This is a genomic window from Intrasporangium sp., from assembly GCF_051961875.1.
Lineage (GTDB): Bacteria > Actinomycetota > Actinomycetes > Actinomycetales > Dermatophilaceae > Intrasporangium_A.
This window is the reverse complement of sequence record NZ_JBQCCV010000018.1, coordinates 16,462-32,232: the sequence shown is the minus strand read 5'-3', so window position 1 is coordinate 32,232 and position 15,771 is coordinate 16,462. Positions and strand designations below refer to the sequence as shown.

Annotated in this window: 15 protein-coding genes; 8 read left to right on the top strand and 7 right to left on the bottom strand. The window is 71.8% G+C overall.

Annotated features, from left to right (window positions below):
• The 4 genes from ACTHJJ_RS00940 to ACTHJJ_RS00925 form a co-directional block, all read left to right on the top strand.
• A partial coding sequence (locus tag ACTHJJ_RS00940; RefSeq protein WP_440301063.1) for a hypothetical protein occupies positions 1 to 310 on the top strand: 310 nt, incomplete at its 5' end.
• Between the two features lie 187 nt (positions 311 to 497).
• Entirely contained in the window at positions 498 to 1,796 is a 1,299-nt protein-coding gene (locus ACTHJJ_RS00935; RefSeq protein ID WP_440301062.1) for an FUSC family protein, read from the top strand.
• A gap of 216 nt (positions 1,797 to 2,012) precedes the next feature.
• On the top strand, positions 2,013 to 4,166 hold the full coding sequence (gene helR, locus ACTHJJ_RS00930) for an RNA polymerase recycling motor ATPase HelR (RefSeq protein WP_440301061.1): 2,154 nt from the start codon (positions 2,013 to 2,015) through the stop codon (positions 4,164 to 4,166).
• A gap of 166 nt (positions 4,167 to 4,332) precedes the next feature.
• Positions 4,333 to 4,908, top strand: a complete 576-nt coding sequence (locus ACTHJJ_RS00925) for a hypothetical protein (RefSeq protein ID WP_440301060.1) — start codon at positions 4,333 to 4,335, stop codon at positions 4,906 to 4,908.
• A gap of 48 nt (positions 4,909 to 4,956) precedes the next feature.
• On the opposite strand, the gene ACTHJJ_RS00920 is transcribed toward ACTHJJ_RS00925, so the two are convergent.
• Positions 4,957 to 5,532 carry an NADPH-dependent F420 reductase gene (locus ACTHJJ_RS00920; protein WP_440301059.1) on the bottom strand — a complete coding sequence of 192 codons (576 nt, stop codon included), beginning with the start codon at positions 5,530 to 5,532 and terminating at the stop codon, positions 4,957 to 4,959.
• A 92-nt stretch (positions 5,533 to 5,624) separates the two neighbouring features.
• Between ACTHJJ_RS00920 and ACTHJJ_RS00915 the strand changes: the two genes are divergently transcribed.
• The gene (locus tag ACTHJJ_RS00915) at positions 5,625 to 6,146 is read left to right on the top strand and encodes a MarR family winged helix-turn-helix transcriptional regulator (RefSeq protein ID WP_440301058.1); all 522 of its coding nucleotides are present in this window, start codon (positions 5,625 to 5,627) and stop codon (positions 6,144 to 6,146) included.
• Positions 6,147 to 6,176: 30 nt separating this feature from the next.
• Here ACTHJJ_RS00915 and ACTHJJ_RS00910 read toward each other — a convergent pair whose 3' ends face one another.
• Genes ACTHJJ_RS00910 through ACTHJJ_RS00900 form a run of 3 tightly spaced genes read right to left on the bottom strand, consistent with a single transcriptional unit; the run spans position 6,177 to position 8,533 of the window.
• Positions 6,177 to 6,950, bottom strand: a complete 774-nt coding sequence (locus ACTHJJ_RS00910; RefSeq protein ID WP_440301057.1) for a MerR family transcriptional regulator — start codon at positions 6,948 to 6,950, stop codon at positions 6,177 to 6,179.
• Between the two features lie 42 nt (positions 6,951 to 6,992).
• A complete protein-coding gene (locus ACTHJJ_RS00905) occupies positions 6,993 to 7,754 on the bottom strand; it encodes an ABC transporter permease (protein ID WP_440301056.1) in 762 nt (253 codons plus the stop codon).
• Positions 7,751 to 8,533 (bottom strand): ABC transporter ATP-binding protein, encoded by a 783-nt coding sequence (locus tag ACTHJJ_RS00900; protein ID WP_440301055.1) that lies wholly within the window; start codon positions 8,531 to 8,533, stop codon positions 7,751 to 7,753. Before ACTHJJ_RS00900 ends, ACTHJJ_RS00905 begins: the two co-directional genes overlap by 4 nt.
• Before the next feature lie 221 nt (positions 8,534 to 8,754).
• Between ACTHJJ_RS00900 and ACTHJJ_RS00895 the strand changes: the two genes are divergently transcribed.
• Positions 8,755 to 9,789, top strand: coding sequence for an NAD(P)-dependent alcohol dehydrogenase (locus ACTHJJ_RS00895; RefSeq protein WP_440301054.1), 1,035 nt, complete (start codon positions 8,755 to 8,757; stop codon positions 9,787 to 9,789).
• A gap of 35 nt (positions 9,790 to 9,824) precedes the next feature.
• Positions 9,825 to 12,302 carry an ABC transporter gene (locus ACTHJJ_RS00890; protein ID WP_440301053.1) on the top strand — a complete coding sequence of 826 codons (2,478 nt, stop codon included), beginning with the start codon at positions 9,825 to 9,827 and terminating at the stop codon, positions 12,300 to 12,302.
• 22 nt (positions 12,303 to 12,324) lie between these two features.
• Here the strand turns inward: ACTHJJ_RS00890 and ACTHJJ_RS00885 are convergent, their stop codons facing one another.
• Together ACTHJJ_RS00885 and ACTHJJ_RS00880 are read right to left on the bottom strand one after the other, a co-directional pair.
• Positions 12,325 to 13,158 (bottom strand): M55 family metallopeptidase, encoded by an 834-nt coding sequence (locus ACTHJJ_RS00885; protein WP_440301052.1) that lies wholly within the window; start codon positions 13,156 to 13,158, stop codon positions 12,325 to 12,327.
• On the bottom strand, positions 13,155 to 13,565 hold the full coding sequence (locus tag ACTHJJ_RS00880) for a TIGR03618 family F420-dependent PPOX class oxidoreductase (RefSeq protein WP_440301051.1): 411 nt from the start codon (positions 13,563 to 13,565) through the stop codon (positions 13,155 to 13,157). Before ACTHJJ_RS00880 ends, ACTHJJ_RS00885 begins: the two co-directional genes overlap by 4 nt.
• Before the next feature lie 245 nt (positions 13,566 to 13,810).
• Here ACTHJJ_RS00880 and ACTHJJ_RS00875 point away from each other — a divergent pair, with 245 nt between their 5' ends.
• A complete protein-coding gene (locus ACTHJJ_RS00875; RefSeq protein WP_440301050.1) occupies positions 13,811 to 14,641 on the top strand; it encodes an alpha/beta fold hydrolase in 831 nt (276 codons plus the stop codon).
• On the opposite strand, the gene ACTHJJ_RS00870 is transcribed toward ACTHJJ_RS00875, so the two are convergent.
• Positions 14,638 to 15,759, bottom strand: a complete 1,122-nt coding sequence (locus ACTHJJ_RS00870) for a phage tail sheath family protein (RefSeq protein WP_440301049.1) — start codon at positions 15,757 to 15,759, stop codon at positions 14,638 to 14,640. The genes ACTHJJ_RS00875 and ACTHJJ_RS00870 overlap by 4 nt on opposite strands.
• Positions 15,760 to 15,771: the final 12 nt, after the last annotated feature.

Sequence of the window (15,771 nt, the reverse complement as noted above, 5' to 3'; positions counted from 1 at the left end):
CGTCTTCCTGCTGCATCGCGACCTGGTCGACGGCGTCCAGGGGGTGCTCGACGCCCTCTTCGGGCTGAACCGGGTGTGGATGCCGCACCCGTTCCACAAGTGGCTCGACTGGGAGGCGACGCTCCTGCCCCACCGCCCGGAGCACCTAGTCGAACGGATCCGCGCGCTGCTCGTGGCGCCGCCGGCCGAGGCCGCCCGGACGATGGGCAGCCTCGTCGACGACGCGTACGGGCTCGCTCGCGAGCACGTGCCGACCGCGGATCTCGAACCGCTATGGGAGGTCTTTGAGCTGCGCCGCATCAAAGGCTGAGGCACGGCGGCCGGGGGCAGTTGGGGCGGCAGTGACGGAGCGCTCACTCGACGGGAGAGACGGGAGGGACGGGGCGCTCACTCGACGGGAGAAGCGCAGGGACGGGGCGCTTACTCGACGAGAGGGAGCGTGCGCGCAGGCGGGCTCAGGCCCGCCGTGCCATCCTGATCGCGAGAGGCGATGAGCGATGCGCCGTGACGAGGTCTGGCTCCGGCTCCGCCATCGGCTGCGGCAGGCGGCCAGGCGGATGTGGCCGACCAGGCCCGGGACATGGCCCGAGACGCGGCGGCTGCTGCAGCGTGTCGGCTCCGAGGTCGGACGCCTGACCGGCGCGGCGGTCCTCGCCTTCGTGGCCGCCCGCCTGCTCTTCCCCCAGACCATCGACCTCACGGCGCCGCTCACCGCCCTGCTCGTCGTGCAGGCCTCGACGGTGCGCACCCTGCGGATGGGCTTCGTCCGGGTCGGCGCCGTCCTCCTCGGCGTGCTCGTCGCCATCGCCCTGTCGACCTACTTCGGCCTGTCGTGGTGGACCCTTGGCGCGGTCATCGCTGCCTCGCTCCTGCTTGCAAACGTCCTGCGCCTCGGTGACCAGCTCCTCGAGGTGCCGATCAGCGCGATGCTGATCCTCGGCGTCACCTCGCACGGGCTCGCTGCGGAGACCCGCGTCCTCAACACGCTCATCGGCGCGGCGATCGGGGTCGCCTTCAGCCTGCTCGTCCCCGTCGCGATCCCGAACACCCGCGCCCGGGACGCGGTCCGCGACGTAGCCCGGGCGCAGGGCCAGCTGCTCGACGAGGTGGCCCTCACCCTCTCCGCCCGTTCACCCTCGGCGGACGAGACGGAGGCCTGGCTCCGGAGGAACGAGGAGATCGGGGTCGAGGTGCGCCGCGCTGTCGCAACAGTCGACGAAGTCGAGGAGCGCCGCAAGCTCAACCCCCTCGCGCTCGTCGCGCTGCACATGCACCCCGAACTGCGCGTCGCGCTCCACCGGCTCGACCGGTGCCGCACGGCCGAGCATGTGCTGCTCATCATGATCGGCCGGGCGCGCACGACGATCGCGGCTGAGGAGTCGCCGGCGGCCGACCTGCGCGGCGCCTTCGCCGTGGTGCTCGAGTCGCTCGGCGCGGGCCTGGCCGCCTTCGCCGAGCTCGTCGCGAGCGACCGGGTGGAGGCCGCCGAACAGGCCCTCGGCCGGCTCCACGAGGTCATCGGCGAGACGCGGGCGATGCTGACCGACCTGATCCTCGTCGACGTCGAGGCACGCCCCGGCAGCGACACCTGGATGCTCCAGGGGTCCCTGCTCGCCGCGATCGACCAGATCCTGCAGCAGCTGGACCTCGAACACCCGGAGCAGACGGCCCCCGCGTGGAGCCGCCGGCCCAGCCTGGAGCGGGTGCCACGCACCGTCGCGCAGACCCGGCAGCGGCTCAGCGACCCGGTGCGCCGACAGATCGCCTCGGTGCGCAAAGACCGTGGGAACCACTGAGGACGCCTGCGCTGGAAGGAGACCCAGCGGCATACCGACGATTTCGTATGCCGCCCCGCGGGATCCGCGGGAAGCGCTCGCTCCCGACATGGAAAGGGAGAGGATCGCTCCTCTCCACTTCCAACGTATAGCGCACAGGGGGTCTTGCCGCAAGGCCCCGGTGCTGCCCCAGAATGGCGGGCCGAGGCCAACTGCCGCTCGATCGGAGCCCATGACGTGGACCGCCTGACCACCACCTTCGACCTGCCCGCCCACCTTGCCGCCAAGGCCGACCCGGCCCTGATCGCCGACGACGAACGGCACTTCACGCGTGTGGCCGAGAGCCTCGAGGCGACCATCGCCGACCTGTCGGAGCGCCTCGAGGAGGTGCGCCGTCGGCCCGGCCGCTCCGGCCAGCACGCATTGGAGCGCGACCAGGAGGTCCACCGGCTGTCCGCACGGCTGCGGGCGCTGCGGCGCTTCGGGCTGGACCTGTGTCTCGGGCACATCCTGCCGGCGGACGGGTCGGAGCCGGTGTACGTGGGCCGGCTCGGGCTCAAGGACCGTGACGGCGGGCAGCTGCTCGTGGACTGGCGCACCCCCGCGGCGGAGCCGTTCTTCTCCGCCACCCATGGCAACCCCATGGGGCTGACGCGGCGCCGCCGGTACCGCTGGGCGCGTGGCCGTGTCATCGACTACTGGGACGAGGTCTTCACGGCCGAGGGCCTGGACGGCGTCGAGCACGCCGCCCTGGACGACCAGTCCGCCTTCATCGCGAGCCTCGGCGGGGCGAGGTCACCCCGGATGCGCGACGTGCTCGCGACGATCCAGGCCGACCAGGACGCCATCATCCGGGCGGGATCGCGTGGCCCACTCGTCGTCGATGGCGGCCCGGGCACCGGCAAGACGGTCGTCGCGCTGCACCGGTCGGCCTACCTGCTCTATGCAGACCCGCGCCTGGGGCAGCGGCATGGTGCCGTGCTGTTCATCGGGCCGCACGAGCCGTATCTCGCGTACGTGTCCGACGTGCTGCCCAGCCTCGGCGAGGAGGGCGTGCAGACGTGCACGCTGCGGGACCTCGTGCCCGAGGGCGCTTCGGCCGCGGCCGAGACCGACCCGGAGGTGGCCCGCCTGAAGTCCCGGTCATCGATGGTCGCGGCCATCGAGCCGGCGGTGCGGTTCTACGAGGACCCGCCGCGCGAGGGGATAACCGTCGAGACGCCGTGGTCGGAGGTCTGGGTCAGCATCACCGACTGGGAGGAAGCGTTCCGGGCGCCGGCCCCGGGCACGCCGCACAACGAGGCGCGCGACGACATCCTCGACGAGCTCGTCACGATCCTCGTCGACAAGCATCCCGCTGAAGACGCGACGCCCGAGGAGGTGCGCGCGGCGCTGCTGCGGAACGAGGACCTGCTCGCCGCGCTCAACCGCGCCTGGCCGCTGCTCGAGGCGACCGACGTCGTCGCGGACCTGTGGTCGGTGCCGGCCTACCTGCGCCGCTGCGCCCCCTGGCTGTCCCGCGAGGAGGTCCTCGCCCTGCAACGGCCCGAGCCGGACGCGTGGACGGTCTCCGACCTGCCGCTGCTCGACGCGGCCCGCCAGCGGCTCGGCGATCCCGAGGCGTCGCGGCGCCGGCGTCGCGAGGCGGCCGTGCTCGCCGCGGAGCGCGAGGAGATGACCAAGGTCGTCGACCACCTCATCGAGACCGACGACTCCGAGATGCACCTGATGTCGATGCTGCGCGGCGCGGACCTGGCCGCGGCCCTCGTCGACGGCTCCGCCCTGGCTCGCCCCGAGCCGGACCTGCTGGCCGGCCCGTTCGCCCATGTCGTCGTCGACGAGGTCCAGGAACTGACCGACGCCGAGTGGCAGATGGTGCTGGCCCGCTGTCCGTCCCGGAGCCTGACCATCGTCGGCGACCGGGCGCAGGCGCGGCACGGCTTCACCGAGTCGTGGGAGGAGCGGCTCGCCCGGGTCGGGCTGGACCGGGTCCGCCTGGCGTCGCTCAGCATCAACTACCGCACCCCAGCCGAGGTCATGGCCCAGGCCGAGCCGGTCATCCGAGCGGCCATCCCGGATGCGAACGTGCCCACCTCGGTCCGGGAGAGCGGCATACCGGTCGTGCATGATGCGGTGTCGGAGCGGGACGGCATCCTCGAGCGGTGGCTCGCCGAGCACGAGGAGGGAATCGCTTGTGTCATCGGCGATTACACTTTCGAGGCGCAGCCGCGCGTGCGGTCACTGACGCCCGAGCTGGCCAAGGGGCTGGAGTTCGACCTGGTCGTGCTCGTCGATCCAGAGTCGTTCGGGACGGGGATCGAGGGGGCGGTCGACCGCTACGTCTCGATGACGCGGGCGACGGGGCAGCTGGTGATCCTGACGACCGGCTGAGCTCGGTTCGGGACGGAAGCCAGCCGAGCGGCTTACGGCTCGGTTGGGCTGCGGTGGCAGCCGGGAGCAAGCTGCTTGCCAGCTTCCGGCGTCACTGCGCACTCTGAGTGCGCAGTGACGCAGGAAGTTGGTTGATGCCCGGCGGGGGCGATGTGAGGCTTGAGGCGTGGAGAACGCAGCCGGCCACGTCGTCGTCCTCGTCGAGGGGCGCAGCGATGCGGTCGTCGTCGAGGCGCTGGCCGAGGCCCGTGGCCTGGACACCACCGATGGCATCGTGCGGGTCGTCGCCATGGGCGGCGTGACGAACATCCGGGCGCACCTGACCCGTCAGACCCGGGAGGCCGACGTCCACGCCCTCGGGCTCTGCGATGCGCCGGAGGAGCGGCACTTCCTCCGCGCGCTCCAGGAGACGGGCCGCCCGGTGACGACCCGCCGGGAGATGGCGGCGCTCGGCTTCTTCGTGTGCGTGCAGGACCTCGAGGACGAGCTGCTCCGGGCGCTCGGTCCCGAGGCCGTCGAGGCCGCCCTGTCGGACCTGGGCCACCTCAGCCGGTTCCGGACCTTCCAGCGGCAACCCGAGTGGCGGGACCGCAGGCTGCACGACCAGCTGCACCGCTTCGCCGGGAGCGGGTCCGGGCGCAAGCTCGCACTCGCCTCGCGGCTGGCTCGTCAGCTCACGCCCGCGACGACGCCCCGCCCGCTCGCCGAGCTCGTGGAGGGCGTGCTGAGCGCGGTCCGCTGAGGTCCGCACCGACGCGGTCTCACGAGACGGCCGTCCCACCGAGCCGGCTCACTGGACGACAGCGAAACCGCCCGTCCAGGGGACCTTCTCGCTCGCGGCGAGGCTGATCTGCAGGAAGCCGATCGCCTCGAGCTCGCGGGCCCGGCGCATCGAGCCGACATCGATGGCGCGAAGGCCGGCGGCACTGACGATCCCGATGATCAACGCCTTGGCGTCGGCGTCATCACCGGCGACGAGCACGGTCGTGGTGTTGTCCCCCACCTTCCCGCTGACGAGCGTCCCGGCGAAGGTGGTGTTGAAGGCCTTGACCACGCGCGACTCCGGGAGCGCGGCCGCGATCTCGGCCGCCGCCGATGAGTCGGCCGGAACCGTGAGCGAGTCGAAGGTCTCGAAGTTGAGGGGGTTGGTGATGTCGACGACGACCTTGCCGGCCAGGCTCGCGCCGCGGGCGGAGATGATCTCGGAGACCGCAGGGTAGGGCACCGCGAGCACCACGACGTCGCCCGTCACCTCCTTGCCGGTGTCCTCGTGCCCGAGCAGCTCGACCGAGTTGCCACCCTTGCCGGCAAGGCCAGCGATCGCCTGACCCATGTTGCCGTTGCCGATGATCGTGACGTGGGCCATGACCACTCCTTCGTCGCGCGTCGTTCCCTGCCTCTATCGACGGTAGACCTCGAAGCGGTTGAAACGTCAACCAATGCGCTAGAATGGGTGCCATGACCGACCCCGTCCCCTGGCTCGACGCCCGCGAGCGCGCCGCGTGGCTGCGCCTCGCGGCGATGGTCGAGCTCCTCCCGGGGACGCTCAGCCACCAGCTCGAGCACGACGCCGACCTGTCCCACTTCGAGTACTACGTCCTCGCCATGCTCTCCGAGGCGCGGGACCGCACCCTGGCGATGTCGACCCTCGCGCAGCGGACCAACGCGACTCTCCCCCGGCTCTCCCATGTCGTGCGCCGCCTCGAGAACCGGGGCCTCATCGAGCGCTCCCGCTGCCCGAGCGACGGCCGGGTCACCATGGCCCGGCTGACCGGCGCGGGGTGGGACCTCGTCGTCGACACCGCCCCCGGGCACGTGCGCCACGTCCGCTCGCTCATCCTCGACGCGCTGACCGCCGAGCAGGTCGACCAGCTCCACGACATCACCACGGCCATCCTCGACCGGATCGACCCGCGCGGCTGCATGGTCGACTTCTACGCCGAGCCCACCGAGACGACCCGCGAGGCCGAGACCGCCTGAGCGGCATACCCCGGCAGGTATGCCGCTGGGTCACGTGGCGCGGTCTATGCGCTTCACGTTCGTCCAACCCGTCCAGCCGCGTTCCTCGAGCAGCTCGAGCAGTCGGGGCGCGCACGGGAAGGACTCGAGGAACGCCGCGTCGAGCAGGTCGACCAGCTCGTCGCTGACCGGGTGCTCGTCCTCCACGCCGGAGGCCTCGGCGGCGGCGGCCTCGAGGAAGGCGCTGACCCGGTCGGCGAGCACGGGCAGGCGCGGGTCGTCCGGGCCGCAGTCGACGAGCTCGCCGATGTCGAGGTAGAGCCGGCGCAGCCCCTCGTGCTCGATCTGCTGCCGCTTGATCACCATCAGGCCGGGCACCTGGTCGGGCATCTGGGCCGCGATGAGGATCCAGCTGTCGCGCTCGACCTCGATCAGCCGGTTGTGGAACCCGAGCTCGCGCATCCGGTCCAGGTAGGCGACCACCTCGGCCGGCAGCGCGAGGCTGTCGCCGGCGGCGAGCTGGGCGATCCGGTCCCGGTGGCGCTGGCGCTCCCGGATCTCGGCGCGCAGCCGCCGGTCTATGTCGGCGACCGCCGCGGCGAACTCCTCGTCACCGGCGCCGAGGAGCTCGTGCACCCGCGAGAGCGGCACGCCGGCGTCGGCCAGGGTGCGGATCCGCACGAGCTCGACCACCGCGGCGGCGTCGTAGCGCCGGTAGCCCGAGTGGTCGCGTTCCGGCTCGGGCAGCAGGCCCTTGGCGTGGTAGTGGCGCACCGCGCGGACCGTCACGCCGGCATACGCCGCGAGCTGGCTGATCGTCAGCATGGGCTCATTCTCCCGGCCCCGTGGTCATCGGCACCCGCGAGCTCAGGCGATCTTGCTGCGGTAGGTGCGCATCGCCAGGACGTAGGCGACGGCGAGGAGGCCGACGCACCAGGCGAGGGCGAGCCAGCCGTCGTCGCCGACCGGCTGCTCGGCGAGGATGGACCGGATCGTGGCGACGATCGAGGTGACCGGCTGGTGCTCGGCGAACCACCGCACGGGACCGGGCATGCCGCCCGTCGGCACGAAGGCCGAGCTGACGAAGGGCAGGAAGATGAGCGGGTAGGAGAAGCCGCTCACGCCGTCGACGGACCGCGCGGTCAGTCCCGGGATGACGGCGAGCCAGGTCAGGGCGAGGGTGAACAGGACGAGGATCCCGATCACCATGAGCCAGGCGAGCACACCGGCACCCGAGCGGAAGCCCATCGCCACGGCGACGAGCACCACCAGGACGAGCGAGACGAGATTCGCCACGAGCGAGGTCACGACGTGGCCCCACAGGATGGCCGACCGGGCCACCGGCATCGACTGGAACCGTTCGAAGATCCCGCTCGAGACGTCGGTGAAGAGCCGGAAGGCGGTGTAGGCGATGCCGGAGGCGACCGTGATGAGGAGGATCCCGGGCAGCAGGTAGTCCACGTACGAGCCGGTGCCCGCATGGATCGCGCCGCCGAAGACGTAGACGAACAGCAGCAGCATGGCGATCGGCGTGATCGCGGTGGTGATGATCGTGTCCGGGCTGCGGAGGATGTGGCGCAGGGACCGCCCGAGCAGCACCCTGGTGTCGTGGAAGAAGGTCGTGGTCATGAGGGGTCCTCGGAGGTGGACAGACCGTCGTGGCCGACGATCGAGAGGAAGATGTCTTCGAGGCTCGGCTGCTTCTCGACGTACTCGACGGTGGCCGGCGGGAACAGCTGCCGGAGCTCCGTGAGCGTGCCCTCCGCGATGATCCGGCCCTCGTGGAGGATCGCGATCCGGTCGGCGAGCTGCTCGGCCTCCTCGAGGTACTGCGTCGTGAGCAGCACCGTGGTGCCCTGGCCGGCGAGTCCCCGAACCGTTTTCCAGACCTCGATGCGCGACTGCGGGTCCAGCCCCGTCGTCGGCTCGTCGAGGAAGAGCACGGGTGGGTTGCCGATCAGGCTCATCGCGATGTCGAGGCGACGGCGCATGCCGCCGGAGTAGGTCGACACCCGCCGCCCGGCCGCCTCGGTCAGCCCGAACCGGGTCAGCAGCTCGTCCGCCGTCCCGCCCGGCTCGGGGACGCGTCGCAGCCGGGCGACGAGCACGAGGTTCTCCCGCCCGGTCAGCACCTCGTCGACGGCTGCGAACTGCCCGGTGAGGCTGATCGACTCACGCACCTTGGCCGGCTGGGTCGTGACGTCGTGCCCGCCCACGGTGACGCTGCCGCCATCGGCTCGGAGCAGCGTGGACAGGATCCGCACGGTCGTCGTCTTGCCGGCGCCGTTGGTGCCGAGCAGGGCGAAGATGCTCCCCGAAGGGACGCTCAGGTCGACGCCGCCCAGCACCGCGTTGTCGCCGTAGGACTTGGTGAGTCCGACGATCTCGATCGCTGATGTCGTGGTCATGGCACGAGCGTGCAACCTTGACCCTGCGTCAGGGTCAAGGCCTTTGCTCGTGGCCGCTGAGTCGGTATGGCGCGGTCCCCGGTCCGCCCCCGAGTGACGTATGAGGCATGACCGGTTCCCACGTCCGGGCCCCGAGCGCTCCCAGCGGGGATTGAATGGAAGGGCAGACACGGCCCGGCCTGACTGTCGGGCCGCACGATCCTGCGACCCGAGGAGGAGCGATGAAGGCCCTGCAGTACGTCGAGATCGGCAAGCCACCCCAGCTCATGGAGGTCGAGAAGCCGACGCCGGGCCCGGGCCAGGTGCTGCTCAAGGTCACGGCCGCCGGCGCCTGCCACTCGGACTCGTTCATCATGTCGCTGCCCCAGGAGGCCTACGTCTACGGGCTGCCGCTCACGCTCGGACACGAAGGCACCGGCGTCGTCGCCGAGCTCGGGCCGGGCGTCACGTCCGTCGCCGAGGGCGACGCGGTCGCCGTCTACGGCCCGTGGGGCTGCGGCGTCTGCCAGACCTGCGCCACGGGCGCCGAGAACTACTGCCGGGTCGCCGCGGAGCGCCACATCGTCCCGCCCGGCCTCGGAGCCCCTGGCGCGATGGCCGAGTACCTGCTCGTCGACAACGCCCGCCATCTCGTCCCGCTCGGCGACCTCGACCCCGTCGCGAACGTCGCGCTCACGGATGCCGGCCTCACGCCATACCACGCGATCAAGCCGAGCATCCCCGCGCTCGTGCCGGGCTCGATCGCCGTCGTGATCGGCAGCGGCGGGCTCGGCCACATGGCGGTGCAGATCCTGCGTGCCATGACGGCCGCGACGGTCGTCGCCCTCGACGTCGCCGACGAGAAGCTCGAGCTGGCCAAGGATGTCGGGGCCCACCACGCCTTCCGTTCCGAGGAGGCCGCGATCGAGGCGGTGCGGGCGCTCAACGACGGGCGTGGGGCGACCGCGGTGTTCGACTTCGTCGGGATCGAGGCGACGACGGCCCTAGCCGCGAGGCTCACCCACCCCGACTCGGAGATCGTCCTCGTCGGCGTCGGGCCCGGGGTCGTGCCGGTGGGCTTCTTCACGACCCCGTGGGAGACGAAGGTCCGAGCGCCCTACTGGGGCAGCCGGTCCGAGCTCTTCGAGGTGCTCGACCTCGCCCGGAGCGGGCTCATCCACGTCGAGACGGAGGCCTTCTCGCTGGACCAGGCACCGGAGGCGTACGAGCGGCTGCATGCCGGCACCCTGCGCGGCCGGGCCGTCGTCGTCCCCTGACCAGCCCCCAGACCCCCGCCGCGTAGCGTGGGGGCGTGAGCACCCCGGCGGACCGCGACGACCATGCTGCCGGCCTGATCCGGGTCCGCGGCGCCCACCTGCACAACCTGCGCCACCTCGACGTCGACCTCCCCCGTGACCGGCTCGTCGTCGTGACCGGCGTCTCCGGCTCCGGCAAGTCGTCCCTGGCGTTCGGCACGATCTATGCCGAGTCGCAGCGGCGCTTCCTCGAGTCGGTCGCGCCCTATGCGCGCCGCCTCATCAACCAGGTCGAGTCGCCCAAGGTCGAGTCGATCACCGGCCTCCCCCCGGCCGTCGCCCTCCAGCAACGCCGCTCCGGCACGAGCGCCCGCTCCAGTGTCGGCACCGTCACCACACTCTCCAACACGCTCCGTATGCTCTTCTCTCGCGCCGGCACCTACCCGCCCGGCGCGCCCCGGCTCGACTCGGACTCCTTCTCTCCCAACACGGTTGCCGGCGCGTGCCCGACGTGCCACGGCCTCGGCCACGTGCACCACCCGACCGAGTCACTCATGGTCCCCGACCCGTCCCTCTCGATCCGGGACAAGGCGATCGCCTCGTGGCCCGGCGCCTGGCTCGGCAAGAACCTGCGCGACATCCTCGACACGCTCGGCTACGACATCGACCGGCCGTGGCGTGACCTGCCCCAGCCCGACCGTGAGTGGATCCTCTTCACCGACGAGGAGCCGGTCGTCACCGTCCACCCCGTCCGCGAGGCCGGCCGCATCCAGCGCCCCTACCAAGGGCAGTACATGAGCGCCGCCCGGCACGTCCTGCGCACCCTCTCCGAGTCGCGGAGCGCGCCGGCCCGCCGCCGCGCACTCGAGTTCGTCGAGACCCTGCCCTGCCCCACCTGCCATGGACGGCGGCTCGGCCCCGCGCCGCTCGCCGTCACGGTCGCCGACCTGCCGATCGACCAATGGTGGGGTATGCCGCTCAGCTCGGTCCGCGACCTCGTGCGGCAGGTGCGGGGCGCCGCAGAGGAGGGCGACGTCGCGGCGGCCCTGACCCCAGAGCTCGAGGCCCGGCTCGGCGTGCTGCTGGAGCTCGGCCTCGGCTACCTCTCTCTCGACCGGCAGACCCCGACCCTGTCATCCGGCGAGCTGCAGCGGCTCCGGCTCGCGACGCAGCTGCGGTCCGGACTGTTCGGGGTCGTCTACGTCCTCGACGAACCATCGGCCGGCCTGCACCCCGCGGACCGCGAGCCGCTCCTAACCGTGCTGAACCGCCTTGTCGGGGAAGGGAACTCCGTCCTCGCGGTGGAGCACTCCGTCGACGTGATGCGCCGAGCCGACTGGCTCGTCGACGTCGGTCCCGGGGCCGGTGTCCTGGGCGGGCTACTGCTCCACTCCGGGCTGGTCGCGGCCCTCCGCGACGCACCGGAGTCGGTCACCGCCGCCTACGTCCTGGACGGTGCGGGCCGCGCCGAGCCGCGCGAGCCCCGCAGGCCGCACGGCGAGCTCACCCTGCACGACATCGAGCGGCACAACGTGCACGGCACCGACATCACCTTCCCCTTGGGCGTCCTCACCGCGATCACCGGCGTCTCCGGCTCCGGCAAGTCGACCGTGCTCGAGGTGCTCGGCGAGGTCCTCGGCGCCCACCTCGACCCGGGGTCGCGGACCGAGCCGGAGGCCGAGGGGACGGACGAGGACGCCGCAGTGGGCGGCCTACGGTCCGACCTACCGCGGACGAGCGGGGCCGAGCAGGTGCGCCGCGCGGTCGTCGTCGACCAGCGGCCGATCGGGCGGACGCCGCGGTCCAACCTCGCGACCTACACCGGCCTGTTCGACGGGGTGCGCAAGCTGTTCGCTGGGACCGACGAGGCAAAGCGGCGCGGCTACGGCGTCGGGCGATTCTCGTTCAACGTCAAGGGCGGTCGCTGCGAGACGTGCCAGGGCGAGGGGTTCGTGTCGGTCGAGCTGCTGTTCCTGCCGGGCACCTATCGGGTGTGTCCGACCTGCCACGGCGCGCGGTACAACCCCCAGACGCTCGAGGTGACGTGGCACGGCCTGACGATCGCCGACGTGCTGGCGCTGAGCGTCGACGAGGCGACGGAGGTGTTCGCCGACGAGAAGGGCGTGGCGCGGAGCCTGCGGACGCTCACCGAGGTCGGGCTCGGCTACCTGGGGCTCGGCCAGCCCGCGACGGAGCTGTCCGGCGGAGAGGCGCAGCGGATCAAGCTGGCGACCGAGCTGCAGCGGACCCAGCGCAAGGGGACGGTCTACCTGCTCGACGAGCCGACGACCGGCCTGCACCCGGCCGACGTCGAGGTGCTGATGCGCCAGCTGCAGGGGCTGGTCGACGGCGGCAGCACGGTGGTCGTCGTGGAGCACGACATGACGGTCGTCGCGCAATGCGACCACGTCATCGACCTCGGACCCGGGGCTGGTGACGACGGCGGGCGCGTCGTCGCCTCCGGAACGCCTTGGGAGGTGGCGCAGTCCGCGCAGAGCCGCACCGCCCCCTACCTCAAAGCCGACCTCCCCTGATCCGTCGACCGGTCAACGGGAATCAGCGGCCGCCGGCCTGGCGGGTGATGTAGTTGACCGCCACGAACGACCGGAAGGTCGCCAGCGCGTCGTCGGACTCGATCGCGATTGTGCGGGTCCCGACCCGCTCCGCGCCCTTGACCCAGCTGCCGACCTCGGCCATGTCCGCGGTCTGGACGTCGAGCTCCAGCCGGACCGGCCTGTCGAGCTGTGGCAACCGGAGCTCGCCATCGCGTGCCCGCCGGACCGCCTCCCTGGCGTTCGCCCTGATCTGTTCACGAGCAAGGTGGGGGTGCACGTTGGTCGCGGCGAACCGCGTGATCGACTGCTTGGTGACCACCGTCGTCGCCTCCGCAGCGAACGGCGCCGTCTCCCGGATCGTCGCCTCGTCGCCGGTGACGAGACCGATCGGCACACCGAAGTGATCCGCGACGAGGGCGTTGATGCCGCTCTCCCCGACCTCCACGCCGCCGAGCCGGGCGGCGGAGAACACCTCCGGGTTGTAGGTGTGCGACAGCGTCGACGACTCGCCGGAGATCGAGCCGTGGTAGCCGACGAGGAAGAGGACGTCGAAGGACCCGTCCAGCCCCTCCATCATGTAGAGCGGCTTGTGCCGACCGGAGATGTAGGTCGCGTTGTGGGAGAGGTCCGCCGGGTTGAGGTTGCGCATCTGCCCGTGTGAGTCGTTGACGACCACCTCGGTGGCGCCGCCGCGGACCGCGCCCTCGATCGCCGCGTTGACCTCGCCGAGCGTGAGCGCACACCCGATGTCGTATGCCGCTGTCCCCTCCCGGCACTGGGCCCAGTCGACGATCCCGGCGACGCCCTCGAAGTCGAAGGAGAGGTAGACCTTCACCGCGCGTCCTTGAGCCGGCCCCAGGCGTGCCACCGCTTGATCTCGATCCACGCGCTCAGGCGGGGACGGTCGCGCACGGCATACGGCTCACCCGTGTAGTGCCGGGCGACCCGGTCGATGTCGTGCAGGTCGGGGTCGTCGACAAGGTCGGTGATCCGGCCGAGGATGCTGATGTGCGTGAACCAGTCGTCGGGGTCGATCGCGCTGAGGCTCACTCGCGGGTTGCTGCGGAGGTGCTCGAGCCGCTTCCGGCGCGCATCCATGTTGACGAGGATCCTGCCGTCCTCGTAGAGGTACCAGGTCGGCACCGAGACCGGCTGACCGTCCGGCCGCACGGTGCTGATCGTCGCGTACCAGGGCTTCACGAGCTCGTCGGCGATGGCTGCGGGCAGGGGTGGCTTCGGCACGAAGGCTCCTCTCGGGTCGGGATCCCCACCGTAGCCGTGCCACCGCTCGTGGCGGCCCGAGGCCGTGGACGCCCCGCCCGCACTGAAGCGCGTGGACCGAACCGGGCGCGCGCACGAGGTGAACGGCTTACGGCCCTGATCGGCCCCCGTCAGGAGCATCACGCTCTAGCGTGGTCGGATGGCTGACACCCTGGACGGCGCCACGGCGCGTACGGTCACCACGCCCCGCCGGGCGCTCCCTCGACGTGCTCGACGCGGGCGGGGACGGGCTGCCGCTCCTCTACCACTCCGGGACTCCAGGCGGCGCGGTCCCCTGGCCCGCCGGAATCGCCGCCGCGCGGAGCTCGGGACTGCGGTGGGTCACCTACAGCCGCCCGGGCTACGGCTCGAGCACTCCGCAGCCGGGGCGGACGGTCGCGGATGCCGCGGCGGACAGCGCCACGGTCCTCGACGCCCTCAGGGTCGGCGAGTTCGTGACCTTCGGCTGGTCGGGAGGCGGACCGCACGCGCTCTCCTGCGCAGCGCTGCTCCCGGATCGCTGCCTGGGGGCCGCGACCATCGCCGGCGCCGCTCCTTCTCTTGAGCCCGACCTCGACTTCCTCGCGGGGATGGCGGAGGACAACGTCGAGGAGTTCACCCTGGCGTCGAAGGGCCGCGAGGTGCTCGCCCCGGCCCTCGAGGAGATGGCGCAGCCCTATCGCAGCGTCACCGGGGAGCAGCTCGTCGAGGCGTTGGGCGGCCTGCTCAGCGAGCCGGACCTCGCTGCGCTCAGGGGGCCACTCGCCGACTACATCGCGGCGCTGGCCCGCGAGGCCGTCAGGGTCAGTGCCGAGGGATGGGTCGAGGACGACCTTGCGTTCTGCGACCCCTGGGGTTTCGACCCGGCCTCCATCACGGTGCCGGTGGCGGTCTGGCAGGGTCGTAAGGACCTCATGGTGCCGTCGAGCCATGGTGAGTGGCTGGCGGCGCACGTGCCCGGAGCCCGGCCGCACCTGCTCGACGGAGTGGGCCACGTCTCGCTGGTGGCCCGCATCGGCGAGGTCCTCGATGACCTCGCCGAGCACCGTCGGCGTTAGGCCGCCTGGCCGACCGCCAGCGTGATCTGGAGCGGGATGAACTCGGCCGGCCGCGTCGGCGCGAAGCCGACCAGGATCCGCAGGACGCCGTCGTCGATGTCGGCCTGGGTCATCGTGCTCCGGTCGCACCGCACGAAGAAGCCCTCCTCGGGCTTCGACCCCGGGAAGGCGCCCGACCGGAACAGCTGGTGGAGGAACTCCTCGACACGGACACGCACGCGCCCCCAGAGCGGCTCGGCGTTCGGCTCGAACGTCGCCCACCGCAGGCCTCGGGCGATGCTCTGCTCGAGCAAGATCGCCATGCGTCGGGTCGGCACATAGGCCCACTCCGGGTCGGTGCCGAGGGCGCGTGCTCCCCAGACGAGCGGGCCGGTCCCCGGGAACGACCGGATGGCGTTGATCCGCAGCTGCGCCAAGGCCTCGGTCCGTCCGGGACCGAGCGACACGGTCAGGCCATCGACGTCGAGCGCCGTCGTCGCCGTGCCCGCGGGCGCGTTCCACGGCCCGTACTGCGCATCCGTCCGGGCGATGATCCCGGCCACCGCGCCGCTCGGGCTGATGGCGAGCAGCTCGCCGGTCAACGGGTCGACCTCGACCAGCTGCGGGAAGTACATCGCCGCATAGGAGGTACGCAGCGACTCGAGCACGTCAGCCGCCCCGCCGACCGGGTCGGTCATGCCCGCCCATGCCGCGGGCGCGTCGAGCACCGCGAATGCGCTCAGCTCCTCCGCCGTCGCGACGGCCTCGCGGAGCACGTCGAGGGTCGGCTCGACCCAGCCGTGCGAGTCCACGCCACCGGGCGGCACGACAAGGAGAGCGATGGGGTCACCGCTCGGGGTGGCCATCGGCTGGTCGCGCAGCTGCCTCAGGCCGCCCAGCTGGGACCGCGTGATGTCGGCGTCCGGGTCGGTCCGGACGATGACCGCCATCCGGCCACCATGCCGGAAGTAGTCCCGCACCGAGTAGCCGAGATGGCTCTCCCGCCACAGTCCGCCGTACAGCCGGGTGAAGTGCGACATCGACGTGACGAGTCGCGGCTCGCAGACCGGTCCCGCCGGCGCCCCGCCGACGAACGCCGTGATCGCGGAGGCCACGGGCCCGATCGGCTGCTCGGTCACCTTCACCACGGT